13 protein-coding genes and 1 pseudogene are annotated in these 17,864 nt (G+C 60.1%); 6 read left to right on the top strand and 8 right to left on the bottom strand.

Features of this window, described 5'->3' with window-relative positions; translation table 11 throughout:
- The first annotated feature begins 64 nt into the window (after positions 1-64).
- Positions 65-429 (top strand): annotated as a pseudogene (locus tag ACOI7Z_RS22695) (endonuclease domain-containing protein).
- Between the two features lie 10 nt (positions 430-439).
- Here ACOI7Z_RS22695 and ACOI7Z_RS22690 read toward each other — a convergent pair.
- The 4 genes from ACOI7Z_RS22690 to ACOI7Z_RS22675 form a co-directional block, all read right to left on the bottom strand.
- Entirely contained in the window at positions 440-1,339 is a 900-nt protein-coding gene (locus tag ACOI7Z_RS22690) for a Dyp-type peroxidase (RefSeq protein ID WP_048297987.1), read from the bottom strand.
- 94 nt (positions 1,340-1,433) lie between these two features.
- Complete coding sequence (locus ACOI7Z_RS22685) at positions 1,434-2,009, bottom strand: RpoE-regulated lipoprotein (RefSeq protein ID WP_420702443.1); 576 nt, start codon at positions 2,007-2,009, stop codon at positions 1,434-1,436.
- A gap of 61 nt (positions 2,010-2,070) precedes the next feature.
- A complete protein-coding gene (locus tag ACOI7Z_RS22680; RefSeq protein WP_032453690.1) occupies positions 2,071-2,520 on the bottom strand; it encodes a DUF2919 domain-containing protein in 450 nt (149 codons plus the stop codon).
- Positions 2,507-2,932, bottom strand: a complete 426-nt coding sequence (locus tag ACOI7Z_RS22675; RefSeq protein WP_002913637.1) for a GNAT family acetyltransferase — start codon at positions 2,930-2,932, stop codon at positions 2,507-2,509. Before ACOI7Z_RS22675 ends, ACOI7Z_RS22680 begins: the two co-directional genes overlap by 14 nt.
- Positions 2,933-3,143: 211 nt before the next feature.
- Between ACOI7Z_RS22675 and amiA the strand changes: the two genes are divergently transcribed.
- Positions 3,144-4,016, top strand: coding sequence for an N-acetylmuramoyl-L-alanine amidase AmiA (amiA, locus tag ACOI7Z_RS22670; RefSeq protein ID WP_004201984.1), 873 nt, complete (start codon positions 3,144-3,146; stop codon positions 4,014-4,016).
- Complete coding sequence (gene hemF / locus ACOI7Z_RS22665) at positions 4,016-4,915, top strand: oxygen-dependent coproporphyrinogen oxidase (RefSeq protein WP_064155262.1); 900 nt, start codon at positions 4,016-4,018, stop codon at positions 4,913-4,915. Before amiA ends, hemF begins: the two co-directional genes overlap by 1 nt.
- Before the next feature lie 54 nt (positions 4,916-4,969).
- Here the strand turns inward: hemF and maeB are convergent, their stop codons facing one another.
- The gene (gene maeB, locus ACOI7Z_RS22660; RefSeq protein WP_023290604.1) at positions 4,970-7,249 is read right to left on the bottom strand and encodes an NADP-dependent oxaloacetate-decarboxylating malate dehydrogenase; all 2,280 of its coding nucleotides are present in this window, start codon (positions 7,247-7,249) and stop codon (positions 4,970-4,972) included.
- Between the two features lie 294 nt (positions 7,250-7,543).
- Here maeB and tal point away from each other — a divergent pair, with 294 nt between their 5' ends.
- A complete protein-coding gene (gene tal / locus ACOI7Z_RS22655) occupies positions 7,544-8,500 on the top strand; it encodes a transaldolase (protein WP_023290605.1) in 957 nt (318 codons plus the stop codon).
- 16 nt (positions 8,501-8,516) lie between these two features.
- Positions 8,517-10,511 carry a transketolase gene (gene tkt / locus ACOI7Z_RS22650; RefSeq protein WP_023290606.1) on the top strand — a complete coding sequence of 665 codons (1,995 nt, stop codon included), beginning with the start codon at positions 8,517-8,519 and terminating at the stop codon, positions 10,509-10,511.
- Here the strand turns inward: tkt and ACOI7Z_RS22645 are convergent.
- From ACOI7Z_RS22645 to aegA, 3 genes are all read right to left on the bottom strand, one after another.
- Positions 10,501-11,547, bottom strand: coding sequence for a DUF1176 domain-containing protein (locus ACOI7Z_RS22645; protein ID WP_420702442.1), 1,047 nt, complete (start codon positions 11,545-11,547; stop codon positions 10,501-10,503). The genes tkt and ACOI7Z_RS22645 overlap by 11 nt on opposite strands.
- Before the next feature lie 63 nt (positions 11,548-11,610).
- The gene (gene nudK, locus ACOI7Z_RS22640; protein WP_002913754.1) at positions 11,611-12,207 is read right to left on the bottom strand and encodes a GDP-mannose pyrophosphatase NudK; all 597 of its coding nucleotides are present in this window, start codon (positions 12,205-12,207) and stop codon (positions 11,611-11,613) included.
- Positions 12,208-12,265: 58 nt separating this feature from the next.
- Complete coding sequence (gene aegA / locus ACOI7Z_RS22635; RefSeq protein WP_261902142.1) at positions 12,266-14,248, bottom strand: formate-dependent uric acid utilization protein AegA; 1,983 nt, start codon at positions 14,246-14,248, stop codon at positions 12,266-12,268.
- A 376-nt stretch (positions 14,249-14,624) separates the two neighbouring features.
- Between aegA and acrD the strand changes: the two genes are divergently transcribed.
- Positions 14,625-17,738 carry a multidrug efflux RND transporter permease AcrD gene (acrD, locus tag ACOI7Z_RS22630; RefSeq protein ID WP_087848848.1) on the top strand — a complete coding sequence of 1,038 codons (3,114 nt, stop codon included), beginning with the start codon at positions 14,625-14,627 and terminating at the stop codon, positions 17,736-17,738.
- The last annotated feature ends 126 nt before the right edge of the window (positions 17,739-17,864 follow it).

Raw genomic sequence — 17,864 nt, 5'->3', positions numbered from 1 at the left:
AAAGCGGCTGGCAAATAAGGTGATGAAATCGGACGAGGAGCGAACAGCGTGGCACACTTTGTTAATGGAAAACAGCACAAATGACGCCCGGCAGTTGCGCCGCCACCTGACGCCGCAGGAGCGCCGCCTGTGGCACCAGCTGCGCGATCGCCGTTTTGCCAGCTACAAGTTTCGCCGCCAGCATCCCGCTGGACCCTATATTCAAGATTTCGCCTGGTGATTGAGCTCGACGGCGGCCAGCATGACAGCCGGACTGAATACGATGCCCGGCGCACAACATGGCTTAAGCAGCAGGGCTGGACCGTTTTACGCTTCTGGAATATCGAGTATGACCGGAACGAAACCGGCGTGCTGCAGGTGATCCTGCGCACGCACGAGGAACTCTCCCCCTCACCCCGGCCCTCTCCCTCAGGGAGAGGGTTAGGGTGAGGGGAAAGCATTACAGCGCCTGAATACGCTCCAGGGACGGCGCGAAGTAATAGCCGCCGGTCACCGGTTTGGTGAAGCGCAGCATCGCGTCGCGTTTGCCGTCGGTATCGCCGAACATGCTCAGCAGCTGCTGCTCGATGTTGTACAGACGCGCGCAGTAGGCGCAAAAATAGAGGCCATGGGTACCGCTGGCGGTGCCATACGGCAGGCTCTGGCGGACGATTTTCAGCCCTTTGCCATCTTCTTTTAAGTCAACGCGGCTCAGGTGAGACGTGACCGGACGTGCGTCGCCATCGATCTCTTCGTTGGCTTCTTTGGTGCGGCCAATCATCATCTCCTGATCCGGCACGCTCATGCGGTTCAGCTGTTTGAGATTATGCTCCCAGCGCTGGACGAATACGTAGCTGCCGCCCGCATCCACGCCGTCTTTGATCACCGCCACTTCACGACGGGTTTCTTCCCCCGCCGGGTTTTCGGTGCCGTCGACGAAGCCGCTGAGGTCACGCTCTTCCACCCAGCGGAAGCCGTGGATCTCTTCTTTCACCTCGATAGCGTCGCCAAAGGCGGCCAGCGCGGCCTGCGCCACCGAGAAGTTCACTTCATGGCGGGCGGATAAAATATGAATCAGCAGGTCATACTGGGTGGATGGCGCCAGCCCTTTGCCGTAGACCGGAAAATCTTTTAACTCCTCCGCCCCTTCGCCGCCGCTCAGCTGACGCCAGACGGTATTGCCGAACGCCACCACCGCACCGAGTTTAGCGTCGGGGAATTTAGCCTGGAAGGTGGCCACGTTATCGACAAAATTTTTGCTCGCTTCGCGCAGGGCGTTAACGTCCCCTTTGATATTGGCTTCAATCCAAATCGCCGCGCGGCAATGTTCCGGCAAAATGCCGCTCTGAACCTGAGACATCGCTCCTCCTGAAATGATGCAACTACAACGCTGTCGCGTTGCTAACGCGCCATTGTAACCGTTTTTCAGGGCCGTCGTGTCTCTTCAGATCAATTTAGCGACGCCAGATAATTTTGCTGACCTTCCAGTTTTTCAGCGTATCGTCGGAGGGCATCAGCTCGTCCGGGCCGCTCCAGTGACCGGTGAAGGCGTAACTGATATGCTGGCTCCCCTCGGCCTGACACTCGACGACCGCGCCATTGTCATTGCTGCCTTTCTGGCAGTTGCCGAAGGCTTTGCTGTACAGGTCGCTGAACGGTGTGCCGATTTTCACGCCGCTGGCGGTTTTGATTTCGGCATCGCGGACGTCAATCCGGCTGATGGCGCCGTTGTCGCCATTGATGGTCAGCGCCACGCTGTTGTCTTTCAGCGCTTCAAAGTAGTGGACGATATTCCCCTTATCGGTCTTCATTCCGCTGCGCAAACGGTAGTCGCTCCCCAGCGCATCGCTAATGGCCTGTTCGTTGAGCGGCGTGGACGCCGTCAGTTTCCCCACCCCCTGCTCGGTCACCTCGGTGGAAGAACTAAACCAGTTCCACGGATAGGCCGCCGACCAGTTGACCGCGCTCATCGTTGAGCAGCCGGTCAGCGCCAGCGGAAGCGCGCAGAGCATTACACGTAGCGATTTCATATCACAATCCTTTCTGAGTCATTCAACGCATGTTGGAGTTCACGATCGGCAAAAAGTGCCATTAAAAGGTGGTCTGGCGAAAACAGGCGCCGAGGCGACGGCTGGTCGCCAGCCACCACAGGGCATAACCATCCGCCGCCAGCAGTCCGATGGTCAGCGAGGAGGGAGATTCGCCGCTCAGCCATAGCATCGGCTGCCACAGCAACAGCAGCACTTGCGATAACACCAGCAGCCAGCGCATCGCCCGCCACAGGCGCGGCAGGCGCTGACGATAGCCGCTAAGCAGAAAGGCCAGCACCGCCGGCACGCCGGGGAGTAGACCGAGCCAGAAGCGGTCGTGATCGGGATAGAACAGATTTAGAATCGCGTCGCCCTGCTGACGCGACGCGCCGGCCATCAAGAACAGCACCCAGGTGCGGGCCTGTAACAACAGCACGCACCAGAAAAGGAAAGGCAGACGCAGACGGCCATGGGCATCAAAATCGGCGGGGATAAACTCAGTATTCTTCATCTTCAATCAGGCGTTTGCCCAGGGTCAGGACATCGGCGTACTCATAGCCCAGCCGCTCGTACATCCCCTGCACCACGTCGTTGTCCTCGCGGACCATAATATTGATTTTCGGGCAGCCGCGAGCAATCAGCTTTTTCTCCAGACGGTTGAGCAGCGCGTTCGCGATCCCCCGACCGCGATATTCCGGATGGACGCCCAGATAGTAGGCCGACCCGCGATGGCCGTCATATCCGCCCATCACCGTACCGACGACTTCGCCGTTCACTTCCGCCACCAGGAACAGGCTGACATCGTGATTCAGCTTGCGCTCAATATCCATCTCCGGATCGTTCCAGGGACGCAGCAGATCGCAACGCTCCCACAGCGTCACAACCTCTTCGAAATCCTGCTGGCGAAAAACGCGAATCTCCATGGTATTCCCCACCATTGACGGTTAAAAACAGTGATTATGGCGCGAATATGACTGATAGCCAATATCAGGCGAAATCAGCGACAAAAAATGGCATAATATGACTTTGTCATGTATTGAAATGAAAAGTAAAACAATTCTTATTTTGAATGGTCGTAACGGCAAACGCGATACGATATAACATTGGACATCACTTGTTTACAATTCAGGCCGAATGAGCACTTTTAAACCCTTAAAAATACTTGCTTCGCGCCGTCAGGTGCTGAAAGCCGGGCTGGCTGCCATGACGCTGAGCGGCGTCACTGCACAGGTCAGCGCAAAAGAGCAGCCACTGAAAACATCAAATGGACACAGCAAACCCGCCGCCAAAAAGGCCGGCGCACGCCGCATTGTGATGCTCGACCCGGGCCACGGCGGCATCGACACCGGGGCTATCGGCCATAATGGCTCGAAAGAGAAGCATGTGGTGCTGGCGATCGCTAAGAACGTGCGCAGCATCTTGCGCAGCAACGGCATTGACGCCCGCCTGACCCGCACCGGCGATACCTTTATCCCGCTGTATGACCGCGTGGAGATTGCCCATCAGCACGGCGCCGATCTGTTTATGTCGATCCACGCCGATGGCTTCACCAACCCGAGCGCTGCCGGCGCCTCGGTGTTCGCTCTGTCAAACCGCGGCGCCAGTAGCGCCATGGCGAAATACCTCTCCGATCGCGAAAACCGCGCCGACGAGGTCGCCGGTAAGAAAGCGACGGATAAAGACCATCTGCTGCAGCAGGTGCTGTTCGATCTGGTACAGACCGACACCATTAAAAACAGCCTGACGCTGGGCTCGCATATCCTGAAAAAGATCAAGCCGGTGCATAAGCTGCACAGCCGCAATACCGAACAGGCGGCGTTCGTGGTGCTGAAGTCGCCGTCCATACCGTCCGTGCTGGTGGAAACCTCGTTCATTACGAACCCGAACGAGGAAAAACTGCTCGGCACCACCGCCTTCCGGCAGAAAATCGCCACCGCGATTGCCAACGGCATTATCAGCTATTTCCACTGGTTCGATAACCAGAAAGCCCATTCGAAGAGACGTTAATGAAACCCGATGCCGCGCAGGTTAAAACTTTTCTGCTCCAGCTGCAGGACAGCCTCTGTCAGCAGCTAAGCGCCGTGGATGGCGCGCCGTTTATTGAAGACGCCTGGCAGCGGGAAGGCGGCGGCGGCGGACGCAGCCGGGTGCTGCGCGACGGCAATGTGTTCGAGCAGGCGGGGGTCAACTTTTCCCATGTCCATGGCGACGCCATGCCAGCCTCCGCCACCGCCCACCGCCCGGAGCTGGCCGGACGCAGCTTTGAAGCCATGGGCGTCTCGCTGGTGGTCCATCCGCTGAACCCCTATGTGCCCACCAGCCACGCCAACGTGCGGTTCTTTATTGCCGAAAAGCCTGGCGCCGAGCCGGTGTGGTGGTTCGGCGGCGGCTTTGATTTAACCCCTTACTACGGCTTTGAAGAGGATGCCGTCCACTGGCATCGTACCGCCCGCGATCTGTGTCTGCCTTTCGGCGAAGCCGTCTATCCGCGCTATAAAAAATGGTGCGATGAATATTTCTATCTGAAGCACCGCCAGGAACAGCGCGGGATTGGCGGTCTGTTCTTTGACGACCTGAACACCCCGGATTTTGACCACTGCTTCGCCTTTATGCAGGCAGTGGGTAACGGTTACGCTGACGCCTATTTACCCATCGTCGAACGCCGAAAAGCCACGCCGTACGGCGAGCGTGAGCGCCATTTTCAGCTCTATCGCCGCGGCCGCTACGTCGAATTCAATCTGGTCTGGGACCGTGGCACCCTGTTCGGTCTGCAGACCGGCGGTAGGACGGAATCTATTCTGATGTCGATGCCGCCGCTGGTGCGCTGGGAATATGATTACCAGCCGGAGGCCGGCAGCCCTGAGGCGGCGCTGAACGAGTTTATTAAAGTGAAAGCCTGGATCTGAGCGACGCCAAATCAGACCAAAAAGCCCCGGAGTACCGGGGCTTTTTTATGACGTTTACAGCGGTTCGGTTTGCGCTTCGACAACCGCCAGCGCCACCATATTCACGATGCGACGCACAGAGGCGATCGGCGTCAGGATATGCACCGGCTTCGCTACCCCCATCAGCACCGGCCCGACGGTGACCCCTTCCGAACTGGAGACGCGCAGCAGGTTATAGCTGATCCGGGCGGCTTCCATATTCGGCATCACCAGAATATTGGCCGACCCCTTCAGCGGGCTGTCCGGCATGCGATCGTTGCGAATGCTTTCCACCAGCGCGGCGTCGCCATGCATTTCGCCATCGATCATCAGCTCCGGCGCGCGCGCCTTCACCAGCTCAAGGGTTCTGCGCATCTTGCTGGCGGACGGGCAGTCGGCAGAGCCAAAGTTGGAATGCGACAGCAACGCCACCCGCGGTTCGATACCAAAGCGACGCACGCTTTCCGCCGCCATCAGGGTGATCTCCGCCAGCTCTTCCGGCGATGGATCGTGATTGACATAGGTGTCGGCGATAAAGGTGTTGCCGCTCGGCAGCAACAGCGCGTTCATCGCCCCGGCGGTGCTGACGCCGTCGCGATAGCCGAACAGCGGCTGCACCACGCGGTAGTGGTCGTGGTACTCGCCAATGGTGCCGCAGATCATCGCATCCGCTTCGCCACGGTGAACCATGATGGCGCCAATCACCGTGGTGTTGCTAATCACCGCCCGCTGCGCCTGCTCCTGGGTAATGCCGCGGCGTTTCATCAGCTGGTAGTACTCGCTCCAGTACTCTTTAAACCGCGGGTCGGATTCATTATTGACGATCTCGAAGTCAACGCCGGCCTTGATCTGCAGGCCCAGCTTCTGGATGCGCATTTCAATCACGCTCGGGCGCCCCACCAGAATCGGTTTGGCCAGCCCCAGCGACACCAGCTCCTGGGTGGCGTGCAGCACCCGGGTCTCCTCCCCTTCCGCCAGCACCACGCGCTTCGGCTCTTTGCGCGCCTGAGAGAAGATAGGCTTCATAAACAGGTTGGTCTTATAGACGAACTCGCTCAGCTTCTCGATATAGGCGTCAAAATCGGCGATCGGGCGCGTCGCCACGCCGGAGTCCATCGCCGCCTTCGCCACCGCGGGGGCGATCTTGACGATCAGCCGCGGATCGAACGGTTTCGGAATAATGTAGTCCGGGCCAAAGCTTAAATCCTGATCGCCGTAGGCGGAGGCGACCACTTCGCTCTGCTCGGCGTGGGCCAGCTCGGCAATGGCATGCACCGCCGCCAGCTTCATCTCTTCGTTGATCGCCGTCGCGCCGACGTCCAGCGCGCCGCGGAAGATGAACGGGAAGCAGAGGACGTTGTTGACCTGGTTAGGGTAGTCGGAGCGGCCGGTGCAGATGATGGCGTCATCGCGGACCTGCTTCGCCAGCGGCGGCAGAATTTCCGGCTCCGGGTTGGCCAGGGCGAGGATCAGCGGCGCGCGCGCCATCTTCTTCACCATCTCCGGGGTCAGCACTTTCGGACCGGAGCAGCCGAGGAAAATGTCCGCGCCGTCGATCACGTCATCAAGGGTGCGTTTGCCGTCGTCTTCCACCGCGTAGGCCGCTTTGGTTTCCGCCATGTTCGGCTCACGATCCTTATAGATAACGCCTTTCGAATCGCAGACCACGATGTTGTGCTTTTGCATCCCCAGCGCCACCAGCAGGTTCATGCAGGCGATAGCCGCCGCCCCCGCGCCGGAGACCACCATCCGCACGTCGGACAGATTCTTCTCAACGACGCGCAGGCCGTTGAGGATCGCCGCGGTGCTGATGATCGCCGTGCCGTGCTGATCGTCATGGAACACCGGAATATTCATCCGCTCGCGCAGCTGCTGCTCAATGTAGAAACACTCCGGCGCTTTAATATCTTCGAGGTTGATGCCGCCGAAGGTCGGCTCGAGGGCGGCGACGACGTTAATGAATTTGTCCGGGTCCAGCTCATCGACTTCGATATCAAACACATCGATGCCGGCAAATTTCTTAAACAGGACGCCTTTGCCCTCCATTACCGGTTTGCCGGCCAGGGCGCCGATGTTGCCAAGCCCCAGCACCGCAGTGCCGTTGGAGACGACCGCCACCAGGTTGCCGCGGGCGGTATATTTGTAAGCCGCCAGCGGATCTTTTTCGATTTCCAGACAGGGGGCCGCGACGCCCGGCGAGTAGGCCAGCGCCAGATCGCGCTGGGTGGCGAGAGGTTTGGTCGGTGAGACCTGGATTTTTCCGGGAACCGGAAATTCGTGGAAGTCGAGGGCGCTCTGTTTTAACTGCTCATCCATTTTATATTCCTTTCTTTCACGTATCGTTCGTAGGGAAAAAGCGTGATGACCATCCTGTCGTTCACCTTTCAGTGGCAGACAGTATCCCTCCTGGCGGGGCGATAAACTTTGAACACCGCCAAACTCTGGCCATCGCTATGATCTGGTTGTTATCAATTTATAGCGGTTATGTTACCCGGATTCGCCGCCAATAATAGCCCCGTCTGCTATGCTTTTTGGTTATGTACCTCATCAATATTTATACCGCATACCGGCAAGCACTCATGTAACACCTTGTTCCAGGAGGACTTATCCATGAATCAGCTAGACAGTATTAAGCAGTTCACCACCGTGGTCGCCGACAGCGGCGACATCGAATCCATCCGCCACTACCATCCGGAAGATGCCACCACCAACCCCTCCCTGCTGCTGAAGGCCGCCGGGCTGGCGTCCTATAGCGGACTCATCGACGACGCGATCGCCTGGGCCAAAAAGCAAGGAGGCAGCCGCGAAGCGCAGGTAACTCACGCCTGCGATAAGCTGGCGGTCAATTTTGGCGCGGAGATCCTCAAAAGCATTCCTGGCCGTGTCTCCACCGAGGTGGACGCCCGGCTCTCCTTCAACCGGGAGAAGAGTATCGAGAAGGCGCGCCATCTGGTGGCGCTGTATCAGGAGATGGGCATTGATAAGTCACGGATCCTGATCAAGCTGGCCTCCACCTGGGAGGGGATCCGCGCCGCCGAAACGCTGGAAAAAGAGGGGATCCACTGCAACCTGACGCTGCTGTTTTCCTTCGCCCAGGCCCGGGCCTGCGCCGAGGCCGGGGTCTATCTGATCTCCCCTTTCGTCGGGCGTATTTATGACTGGTATCAGGCGCGCAAACCGCTGGATCCTTACGTGGTTGAGGAAGATCCAGGGGTGAAATCCGTGCGCAATATCTATGACTACTTCAAACAGCATAAATACAACACCATCGTGATGGGCGCCAGCTTCCGCCGCACCGAGCAGATCCTCGCCCTGGTCGGCTGCGACCGCCTGACCATCGCCCCGCCTTTATTAAAAGAACTGCAGGCCAGCGACGCCCCGGTGGTGCGCAAACTGATCCCTGCCAGCCAGATCCTGCCGCGCCCGGTGCCGCTCAGCGAGGCGGAGTTCCGCTGGGAACATAATCAGGATCCTATGGCGGTCGAAAAGCTGGCGGAGGGTATCCGCCTGTTCGCCGTCGATCAACGCAAACTGGAAGATCTGCTTGCCGCCAAACTGTCACTTTAGTCTCACGGAGAAAACTATGTCCCGAAGAGAGCTTGCCAACGCCATCCGCGCCCTGAGTATGGACGCGGTGCAGAAAGCCAATTCCGGCCACCCCGGTGCGCCAATGGGGATGGCAGATATTGCCGAAGTGCTGTGGAACGATTTTCTCAAGCACAATCCGCAGAACCCTGGCTGGGTGGACCGCGACCGCTTTATTCTGTCCAACGGCCACGCGTCGATGCTGCTCTACAGTCTGCTGCACCTGACCGGCTACGATCTGCCGCTGTCAGAGCTGAAGCAGTTCCGCCAGCTTCACTCTAAAACGCCGGGTCACCCGGAGCATGGCTATACCCCCGGGGTGGAGACCACCACCGGCCCGCTGGGCCAGGGGCTGGCGAACGCCGTCGGTATGGCCATTGCCGAACGCACCCTGGCGGCGCAGTTTAACCGCCCCGGTCATGAGATTATCGACCATCACACCTGGGTTTTCATGGGCGATGGCTGTCTGATGGAGGGGATCTCCCATGAAGCCTGTTCGCTGGCAGGCACGCTCGGACTGGGCAAGCTGATCGGTTTTTACGATCACAACGGCATCTCCATCGACGGCAAAACCGAAGGCTGGTTTTCCGACGATACAGCGGAACGCTTCCGCGCCTACCACTGGCATGTGATCGGCGATATCGACGGCCACGATCCGCAGGCCATCAAACAAGCCATTACGGAAGCGCAGGCGGTGAAAGATAAGCCGTCGCTGATCATCTGTCGGACCATCATCGGCTTCGGTTCGCCCAACAAAGCCGGCTCAGAGGAGTCGCACGGCGCGGCGCTGGGTGAAAAAGAGGTGGCCCTGGCCCGCCAGCAGCTGGGCTGGAAATATCCGCCCTTTGAGATCCCGAAAGAGATCTATCAGGGTTGGGATGCGCGGCCACGCGGCGAAAAAGCCGAGCACGCCTGGAACGAGAAATTCGCCGCCTACCAGCAGCAGTTCCCGGAACTGGCCGCTGAGCTAACCCGTCGCATGGCAGGCGCCCTGCCGGAAGATTTTGCCGCGACGGCGCGTGACTACGTGGCGAAGCTGCAGGCCGAGCCGGCGAAGATCGCCAGCCGTAAAGCCTCGCAGAATGCGCTGAACGCGTACGGCCCCCACCTCCCGGAGCTGCTGGGCGGTTCGGCGGATCTCGCGCCGAGTAACCTGACCATCTGGTCTGGCTCGACATCGATTAAAGAGGATGCCGCCGGCAACTATATTCACTACGGCGTGCGCGAATTCGGCATGACCGCGGTGGCTAACGGCATCGCCCTGCACGGGGGCTTCATTCCCTATACCTCGACCTTTCTGATGTTTGTGGAATACGCCCGCAACGCCGCGCGCATGGCGGCCCTGATGAAGGCCCGGCAGATCATGGTCTATACCCATGACTCCATCGGTCTTGGGGAAGACGGTCCGACCCACCAGGCGGTGGAACAGCTGGCCAGTCTGCGGCTGACGCCCAACTTCAGCACCTGGCGCCCTTGCGACCAGGTGGAGACCGCCGTCGCCTGGCAGGCGGCCATCGCGCGTCAGGGCGGACCGACGGCGCTGATCCTGTCGCGACAAAACCTGGCGCAGATGCCGCGTACCCCGCAACAGGTTCAGGATATCGCCCGGGGCGGCTACGTGCTGAAGGATGCCGGCGGCAAACCCGACCTGATCCTTATCGCCACCGGCTCGGAAGTGGAAATCACCGTCCTGGCGGCGGAAAAACTGTTGGCCAACGGAGTGAATGTGCGGGTGGTTTCGCTCCCCTCCACCGACGTGTTTGACGCTCAGGACGAGGCCTGGCGCGAGTCGGTGCTGCCGTCGGACGTCAGCGCCCGGGTGGCCGTCGAGGCCGGGATAGCGGACTACTGGTATAAATATGTCGGCTTAAAAGGCAAGATCGTCGGCATGACCGGCTACGGTGAATCCGCCCCGGCGGAGCAGCTGTTCCCGTTCTTTGGCTTTACGGTCGACCATATCGTCGCCACCGCCGAACAGGTGCTTAACGGGTGATCCACAGCGTGGGCCAGGCATCTGGCCCCTGCCAGTTGTCGCACGTCGGCTGCTGTGCGTAACGGGAGAGACTGAACCGCTGGCCGTCAAAACGCCAGCGGGTCTGGATCCCGCAATCGCCAGACGCGCGCCCCTTGTCCAGGGTCACCAGCTCATGACGACGGTCATCATAGCTGGCGTTAATCAGCTCAATCTCCCGCGGCGCCTCGCCGGGCGGCTGAAATGGCAGCGTCAGCCGCACCTGACGGGCGACATACGGGCGCTGGCGGGAGACCAGCCAGGCCAGCCAGACGGTGTTGTACGCCCCGGATTCACAGCTGGTCATCAGCAGCACTTTGTCATCCGTCAGCGCAGTGACGCGAATTTCGCGGCGGAACGGATCGAGGGAGCAGTTGCTGTTGCTCATCCGCTCATTGCCGTAATCCATCAGATCGTTGAGTTCATCACGTCCCAGCGGCGACTGCGCCGTGACCGCGCTCGCCACCGCGCGCAGCGCCGGCGCCGGCGGTACGCTGAGCGGCGGCTCCTCCCCTTTGCCGACCCAGGCCGTTTCGCTGCCCACCCGCTTTTGCCGGGCATCGATAAATAACAGGGCCGCTTTCAGCCCCTGCAGGGAGATGGTCTGCAGGCCGTTGGCCAGCGAGAGGGTTTTTCCCTCCTGGACCCGCTGAAGGAAGGCATCGATCGTCACGCTGTCGTCGGTTTTAATGAGTTTATCTTCAATGCGCCAGCGCTTGTCGGTCAGGTACAGCGGTTTACCATCCAGCAGCAGGCGCGGTGCTATCGGCGCGAGCGTCGCCACCGGATTGCCGGTGCCGCCCAGTTCGATACGCAGGCTGGCGTCAGTAGCCGCCCCGGCGCTGCGGCTGAGGGTCATCACCAGACCATAATGCAGCCCCACGTTGCGGGTGACGCAGAAATTTTGGTTATTACAGGTGACCTGCCAGTCGTTGAAGCGCTGCTGCGCCGGTGCCGACCATGCCTGTGAGCAAGGCAGCACCGCCAGAAAGAGGAAAAAAATGATGCGAAAAAGCATGAACCGCCCGACCCCAGATAAACCCGACCACGGCGCCTATCCTGGACAACGGCAGCCGCTGACTCAATCGGATTTGTCAGAGTTCCCCGACATCAGGCCGGAGGTTTGCAGATACTGCAGCAGAATGACCGCTTTCCCGTCGCGGATCTCCCCATCAGCGACCATCTGTAGCGCCTGGCTAAAGGGCAGCTCCAGCACCTCGATGGCTTCGTCATCCACCCCGCCGCCGCTGGTGGTTCGCTGGGCGTCGCTGTACTCGGCGATAAAGAAATGCACCACTTCGGTGACGCCGCCTGGCGACATAAACAGCTCAAACAGCTTTCGCACCTCGCCCACTTCATAGCCGGTCTCTTCCACCGCCTCTTTCCGAATGCAGGCCTCCGGCTCGTCGTTGTCCAGCAGCCCGGCGCAGGTTTCAATCAGCATGCCGTCATGATTGCCATTGACCCAGGTGGCGACCCGGAACTGACGCACCAGGACCACCGTCTGCTTATGACGGTTATACAGCAACACGGTGGCGCCATTGCCGCGATCGTAGACCTCGCGTTTGTGGCGCACGACGCTGCCGTCCGCCCGCGTCAGCTCATAGGTCATGTTGCGTAGTACGAACCAGTTCTCAGAGAGGATTTTATCTTTAATGACGTGAATATTGAGTGACATACCGACCCCACAGCGTAAAAGGACGCCCTCATACTACGCTGCGGAGCCGGGTTTGTCGTCAGTGAAGCGGCGTCGTTTTCAGCCCCAGATAGTCAAGGATCCCCTGCGCCGCATGACGGCCTTCCGCCATCGCCGTTACCACCAGGTCGGCGCCGCGCACGGCATCGCCGCCGGCGAAGATCTTCTCCTGACTGGTCTGATAACGGTAACGGCTCTCCACTCCGGCTTTAATCCGCCCCTGGCTGTCCAGCGCCACCCCGGCCGCTTCCAGCCAGGGCATGCGGTGCGGGTGGAAGCCAAAGGCCATGATCACCGCCTCTGCCGGCATAACAAACTCGCTGCCGGGGATCGGCGTCGGGCGGCGTCTTCCGCCGGCGTCCGGAGCGCCAAGCTCGGTGCGCAAAAAGCGAACCCCGTTCACCCGTCCGTTCTCGTCCAGCTCAAGCGTCACCGGCTGGACGTTAAACTCAAAGAGCGCCCCCTCTTCGCGGGCGTTTTTGACCTCTTTTTTCGAGCCCGGCATGTTGGCTTCATCCCGCCGATAGGCGCAAGTCACCTGGCGGGCGCCATGGCGCAGCGCGGTGCGCACGCAGTCCATCGCCGTATCGCCGCCCCCCAGCACCACCACGTTCAGCCCGGCGGTGTTGACATAAGGCTCCAGCGCCGATTCCGTCAGCCCCATCACCTGTTTGGTGTTGGCGATAAGAAACGGCAGCGCGTCGTAGACCCCGGGCGCCTCTTCATTCGGCAGGCCGGCCTTCATGGAGCGATAGGTTCCGGCGCCGACGAACACCGCGTCATACTCAGCCAGCAGCGTCGCCAGGGGGATATCTTTCCCCACCTCGCAGTTGAGCTCAAAGTGGACGCCCATCTCGCAGAAAATCGCCCGCCGCCGGGCCAGCAGTGACTTATCCAGCTTGAACGCCGGAATGCCGAAGGTCAGCAGGCCGCCGATCTCCGGATGACGGTCAAAGACCACCGGCTGTACGCCGTGGCGCACCAGCACATCGGCGCAGGCCAGCCCGGCCGGTCCGGCGCCGATAATCGCCACCCGTTTGCCGCTCGGCTTAACCTGCGAGAGGTCCGGACGCCAGCCGCTGGCCAGCGCCTGGTCGGATATAAATCGCTCAATATTGCCGATGGTGACCGCGCCGCTTTCATCGCGCAGGGTGCAGGCGCCCTCACACAGCCGGTCCTGAGGGCAGACGCGGCCGGTGATCTCCGGCAGACAGTTGGTCTGATGGGACAGGGCGACCGCGGCGGCGATATCCCCTGCCTTCACCAGCTCGACCCACTGTGGAATGTGGTTATGCAGTGGACAGGTCCATTCACAGATGCTGTGTTCTCCACATTTCAGGCAGCGGGCGGCCTGCTGCCGTGCCTGCGTCGGGGTGAACGGCTGATAGATCTCCTCAAAGTGGCTCTTACGCGCCTCCGCCGCCAGCTTATCCGGCTCTCCGCGCGGCGGCGTCATCGCCATTTGCCTGGCCTTCTCGCCGGCGTCGGGCTGCCTGGCGGGGGCCGCGCCGCGCTGCCACGGCTGCGCCTCCTGGCAGGCCGACCGCAGACGCCGCTGCCTGGCCAGCGTGGTCAATGTCTCATCGTCGGCGAGGGTCAGCGCCTGCGCCGGACAGTTTTCCACACAGGCCGGTCCCGCCTCGCGGCCCGCGCACAGATCGCATTTTTGCGCGCTGGCTTTCACCTGGCCTGCGGCTTGCGGCGTGACCACGACCTGCATCACCCCGAACGGGCAGGCCACCATGCAGGATTTACAGCCAATGCATTTCTCCTGACAGACCTGAACGCTGTCGCCAGTCTGGGCGATGGCGCCGTTGGGGCAGCTGCGGAGGCAGGGGGCGTCTTCGCAGTGGCGGCAGGTGATGGCGTTACGCTGCCCTTCTGCTTTAATCACGGTGATACGGGGCAAAAAGCGCTGCGGGGTCAGCGCATGTTGCTCCTCGTTATGCGCCATTACGCAGGCCACTTCGCAGGCCTGGCAACCGATACATTTTCGGCTATCGCTCAATATAAAGTGGTTCATGGCTTCCTTTTGTCTTATTGGTGAATAACCCCTTAATGCGCATGCCTATTTATTACCCGACAAGACGAGGCCGGAACAATGTTCATTTGCCCAGGATACCCTTTTTCTGGAAAGAATCCGTTTTGGATCAATTTTTTTGACTTAAATGAAATCAGGTTTCACATCGGCAAGGAATAATGCGTCACCGGGTGCTGCGGGCGAAGCGGAGTGGCCGACCCGGCGGCAGGAAAGTTCGATGTTTCTTTACGATACGGCAAAAGCAACATGATAAATTACACTATCTCCTTAATTTCTCCACGATTGCCGGAGGCGCTGGGGCTAAAGTGGCACAGGCTGTGCAATAACAAGAACATGTGCATATGAGGTTTTTATTCTGATGGCGAATTTCTTTATCGATCGCCCCATTTTTGCGTGGGTGCTGGCAATCCTGTTATGCCTGACGGGCACCCTTGCCATTTTGTCGCTGCCGGTTGAACAGTATCCCGATCTGGCCCCGCCGAATGTGCGGGTCACGGCCAACTATCCCGGCGCCTCCGCGCAAACCCTGGAGAATACCGTCACCCAGGTTATCGAACAGAATATGACCGGCCTCGATAACCTGATGTATATGTCATCCCAGAGCAGCGCCACCGGCCAGGCGACCATCACCCTCAGTTTTACCGCCGGTACCGACCCGGACGAAGCCGTGCAGCAGGTGCAAAACCAGCTGCAGTCGGCGATGCGTAAGCTGCCGCAGGCGGTGCAAAACCAGGGGGTAACGGTGCGCAAGACTGGCGATACCAATATCCTGACCCTCGCCTTCGTCTCCACCGACGGCAGTATGGATAAACAGGATATCGCCGACTACGTCGCCAGTAACATTCAGGACCCGCTCAGCCGCGTCAACGGCGTAGGGGATATCGACGCCTACGGCTCGCAATACTCAATGCGCATCTGGCTCGATCCGGCAAAGCTCAATAGCTTCCAGCTGACCACCAAGGATGTTACCGACGCCATCAGTTCGCAGAACGCCCAGATTGCCGTCGGCCAGCTAGGCGGCACGCCTTCCGTCGATAAGCAGGCGCTGAACGCCACCATCAACTCGCAATCTCTGCTGCAAACCCCGGAGCAGTTTCGCAATATCACCCTGCGCGTCAATCAGGATGGTTCAGAGGTGACCCTCGGCGATGTCGCTACCGTGGAGATGGGGGCGGAGAAGTACGACTATCTTAGCCGCTATAACCGCCAGGCCGCCTCTGGCCTGGGAATTAAGCTCGCCTCCGGCGCCAACGAAATGGCCACCGCGGAGCGCGTGATCGCTCGCCTCAATGAGCTGTCGCAGTATTTCCCGCACGGGCTGGAATATAAAGTCGCCTACGAGACCACCTCCTTCGTGAAGGCTTCCATTACCGACGTGGTGAAAACCCTGCTGGAGGCGATCCTGCTGGTTTTCCTCGTGATGTATCTGTTCCTGCAGAACTTCCGCGCCACCCTGATCCCGACCATCGCCGTGCCGGTGGTGCTGATGGGCACCTTCGCGGTGCTTTATGCCTGTGGCTACAGCATCAACACCCTGACGATGTTCGCGATGGTGCTGGCTATCGGCCTGCTGGTGGATGACGCCATCGTGGTGGTGGAAAACGTTGAGCGCATCATGAGCGAGGAAGGCCTGTCGCCGCGGGAAGCCACCCGCAAATCGATGGGACAAATTCAGGGCGCGCTGGTGGGGATCGCGATGGTGCTGTCGGCGGTGTTTGTGCCGATGGCCTTCTTCGGCGGCACCACCGGCGCTATCTATCGCCAGTTCTCAATTACTATCGTCGCGGCGATGGTCCTCTCGGTGCTGGTGGCCATGATCCTCACCCCGGCCCTTTGCGCCACCCTGCTCAAACCGGTTAAGCCAGGTGAATCTCATGAGAGAAAAGGCTTCTTCGGCTGGTTCAACCGCACCTTTAACCGCAGCGCCAGCCGCTATGAAACCTTCGTCGGCAAAATTCTTCATCGCTCGCTGCGCTGGATGCTGATCTACGTCGTTCTGCTCGGCGGGATGGTGTTCCTGTTCCTGCATCTGCCCACCTCATTCCTGCCGCTGGAGGATCGGGGAATGTTCACCACCTCGGTACAGTTGCCGAGCGGCAGCACCCAACAGCAGACGCTGAAAGTGGTGCAGAAAGCGGAAGATTACTTCCTCAATAACGAGAAGCAAAACGTGGAGTCGGTGTTCGCTACCGTTGGCTCCGGCCCCGGCGGCAACGGGCAGAACGTAGCCCGTATGTTCGTGCGCCTCAAAGACTGGGACCAGCGCGATCCGCAAACCGGCTCCTCCTTTGCCATTATTGAACGCGCCACCAAAGCGTTTAATCAGATCAACGAAGCCCGGGTCATCGCCAGCAGCCCGCCGGCGATCAGCGGCCTCGGCAGTTCGGCAGGCTTCGATATGGAGCTGGAAGATCACGCCGGTAAGGGGCACGATGCGCTGATGGCGGCACGCGATACGCTGCTTGAGCTGGCGGGTAAAAACCCGCTGTTGACCCGCGTCCGGCATAACGGGCTCGACGACAGCCCGCAGCTGCAGGTCGATATCGATCAGCGTAAAGCTCAGGCGCTGGGCGTCTCCATTGACGACATCAACGATACGCTGCAAACCGCGTGGGGGTCGAGCTACATCAACGACTTTATGGATCGCGGGAGGGTGAAGAAAGTCTACGTCCAGGCGGCGGCGAAATATCGAATGCTGCCTGACGATATCAATCTCTGGTACGTCCGCAACAGCAGCGGCACGATGGTGCCGTTCTCGGCCTTCGCCACCTCGCGCTGGGAGACCGGCTCGCCGCGTCTGGAGCGCTACAATGGCTATTCGGCGGTGGAGATCGTCGGTGAGGCGGCGCCGGGCATCAGTACCGGTACCGCGATGGACATGATGGAGAAACTGGCCGCGCAGCTGCCAACCGGCTTTGGCCTCGAATGGACCGCCATGTCCTATCAGGAACGCCTCTCCGGCGCTCAGGCGCCGGCCCTGTACGCGATTTCTCTGCTGGTGGTGTTCCTGTGCCTGGCGGCGCTGTACGAGAGCTGGTCGGTGCCGTTCTCGGTGATGCTGGTGGTCCCACTCGGGGTGATTGGCGCCCTGCTGGCGACCTGGATGCGCGGCCTGGAGAATGACGTTTACTTCCAGGTGGGCCTGTTGACGGTGATCGGCCTGTCGGCGAAAAACGCCATTCTGATCGTCGAGTTCGCCAATGAGCTCAACGAGAAAGGCCAGGATCTGCTCAGCGCCACGCTGTCGGCCTGCCGTCAGCGCCTGCGCCCCATTCTGATGACCTCGCTGGCGTTTATCTTCGGCGTCCTGCCGATGGCCACCAGCACCGGAGCCGGCTCCGGCAGCCAGCATGCGGTCGGTACCGGGGTGATGGGCGGGATGATCTCCGCCACCGTGCTGGCCATCTTTTTCGTACCGCTGTTCTTTGTGCTGGTGCGCCGCCGCTTTCCGCTGAAGGAGCGTCCGCAATAAACCGTCGGGCGTCGGCGGCGAGCCGGAATAACAGAAAAGGCGACCTGGATGGTCGCCTTCTTTATGTGTTCAGAACCATGACGCGCTTATTTACGTCGCGTTATTCCCCTGCTCACATTGCGGAAA

Origin of the sequence: Klebsiella sp. C283, assembly GCF_048822555.1 — a bacterium.
In the GTDB taxonomy this organism is placed as follows: Bacteria; Pseudomonadota; Gammaproteobacteria; order Enterobacterales; family Enterobacteriaceae; genus Klebsiella; species Klebsiella quasipneumoniae.
The sequence above is the reverse complement of the archived record's forward strand: the minus strand, read 5'-3'. Positions and strand labels throughout refer to the sequence as shown.

Coding starts and splice junctions, on each gene's coding strand:
- tal (WP_023290605.1), top strand. CDS start 7,544: ATGAATCAGCTAGACAGTATTAAGCAGTTCACCACCGTGGTCGCCGAC.
- ACOI7Z_RS22680 (WP_032453690.1), bottom strand. CDS start 2,520: ATGAAGAATACTGAGTTTATCCCCGCCGATTTTGATGCCCATGGCCGT.
- hemF (WP_064155262.1), top strand. CDS start 4,016: ATGAAACCCGATGCCGCGCAGGTTAAAACTTTTCTGCTCCAGCTGCAG.
- maeB (WP_023290604.1), bottom strand. CDS start 7,249: ATGGATGAGCAGTTAAAACAGAGCGCCCTCGACTTCCACGAATTTCCG.
- ACOI7Z_RS22685 (WP_420702443.1), bottom strand. CDS start 2,009: ATGAAATCGCTACGTGTAATGCTCTGCGCGCTTCCGCTGGCGCTGACC.
- acrD (WP_087848848.1), top strand. CDS start 14,625: ATGGCGAATTTCTTTATCGATCGCCCCATTTTTGCGTGGGTGCTGGCA.
- ACOI7Z_RS22645 (WP_420702442.1), bottom strand. CDS start 11,547: ATGCTTTTTCGCATCATTTTTTTCCTCTTTCTGGCGGTGCTGCCTTGC.
- ACOI7Z_RS22690 (WP_048297987.1), bottom strand. CDS start 1,339: ATGTCTCAGGTTCAGAGCGGCATTTTGCCGGAACATTGCCGCGCGGCG.
- amiA (WP_004201984.1), top strand. CDS start 3,144: ATGAGCACTTTTAAACCCTTAAAAATACTTGCTTCGCGCCGTCAGGTG.
- nudK (WP_002913754.1), bottom strand. CDS start 12,207: ATGTCACTCAATATTCACGTCATTAAAGATAAAATCCTCTCTGAGAAC.
- tkt (WP_023290606.1), top strand. CDS start 8,517: ATGTCCCGAAGAGAGCTTGCCAACGCCATCCGCGCCCTGAGTATGGAC.
- ACOI7Z_RS22675 (WP_002913637.1), bottom strand. CDS start 2,932: ATGGAGATTCGCGTTTTTCGCCAGCAGGATTTCGAAGAGGTTGTGACG.
- aegA (WP_261902142.1), bottom strand. CDS start 14,248: ATGAACCACTTTATATTGAGCGATAGCCGAAAATGTATCGGTTGCCAG.